Annotated in this window: 1 protein-coding gene; it reads right to left on the bottom strand. The window is 32.6% G+C overall.

Annotated features, from left to right (window positions below; translation table 11 throughout):
- Positions 1–148: 148 nt before the first annotated feature.
- Positions 149–1,282, bottom strand: coding sequence for a sodium:solute symporter family transporter (locus Megvenef_RS09490; RefSeq protein ID WP_322777669.1), 1,134 nt, complete (start codon positions 1,280–1,282; stop codon positions 149–151).
- Positions 1,283–1,375: the final 93 nt, after the last annotated feature.

Genomic DNA, 1,375 nt, shown 5'->3' with positions numbered 1-1,375 from the left:
AGCCTCACTCCCGGGGAGATCCTTTGGCAACAAAAATCTATTCGTATTAGCGGGAAAGGCGGCCCATACGGAAAAAACAACAAGATCTACTACTCGAAGCTTTAGATTTATTATTTTCAAAATATGGAAAAAAGAATTGGAAGTAGAGTTATTTCAATTCTTTCAAATTACTCCTAATCCCAAAACATTTTAACAGCTCCCATTTTTCGATGATGTAATGGCTAAAGATTAGGGAGATTAAATTAATACCCATAGCAATGGTAATAATATTCAAATTAGATTTTAGTATAAATTTAAAGATTACGACGAAAATGATTGCAAATATCATGGCTATAAGACAACAGCGTTCTGTTGTTTTATAGCCGAATATTGTTGCTAATAACGGCACAGTAACAATTGGTATGTAAAAGCTTTGTGCAAAAAGAACTATATCTAGTAAGCTACCTTCTTTAAAGGAGAAGAATAAACACAATAAACCTATAGCAATAGTAGCCCTCCTTGCAGAGTATAGTTTTTCTAATTTGTTTAAGCTGTTTGCTCCTAAAGTGTCATTTCCAATTAAAACTGCTGCAATATTTAAGTTTGAATCGGCTGTAGACATACACATTGAGATTATACCGATAATTAATATTGCTTTAGTGCCATCGATAGTAAACAAGTTTAATAAAGTTGTTAGTATCTCTTTAGGTGGAATATGCGGATTCATTTGAAAAAGAAGATAGGAAAACCAACATGAGGCAATTAAAACTAAAAGTAGTGCTAAAGATGACCATAAGTAAGCTTTTTTTACTTGGCTTAAGTTAATACCCATTGATATTCTTTGTACAACATGCGGTGACATTCCGGGGATAAGAAAGTACGCAAAAAGCAAAAACATATCTATTCTCTGTTCAAAATTAAAAGTAAGCAAGTGACTAAGATGAAAATGCTCGCCTAAACCATGAGTAGGCATTTCATATTTTATAGTAGTTTTTAGTAATATGATTCCTATTACTAATGCCAAAATAAAACATACTGCTTGTATTTTATCTGTGTGTACTACTGCGTCAATACCTCCGGAGAATGAATAGAAGATCACAATAGCACTACTTATTAAAATGCAGATAGGTTCATTTAAAAAAGGTAGCAAGTAATGTAGAACTTTACCCATAATTTGGAATTGAATAAAAATTCCGCCGGAAACGGCAAAGCAACCTGAGATAGCTGTTATAACTCGTACTGTTTGCCCGTACTCTTCACCCATTATCGAAGCAACAGATATTTTCCCTAAGAATCGTTTCATTTTTGGAACAATACATAGTCTCTCCGTCAAAACTCTAAATTTTTGATATAATTTCAAGAATTTCAAAAATAAATCACCGCACATTCATTTTTT

The organism is Candidatus Megaera venefica (assembly GCF_034554655.1).
In the GTDB taxonomy this organism is placed as follows: Bacteria; Pseudomonadota; Alphaproteobacteria; order Rickettsiales; family Rickettsiaceae; genus Megaera_A; species Megaera_A venefica.
Note: the sequence above shows the minus strand (reverse complement) of the source record. Positions and strands in the feature narration are given on the sequence as shown.

What these genes read in the sequence shown, in the direction of transcription:
- Megvenef_RS09490 (WP_322777669.1), bottom strand. Translation starts at nt 1,282, where the DNA reads ATGAAACGATTCTTAGGGAAAATATCTGTTGCTTCGATAATGGGTGAA.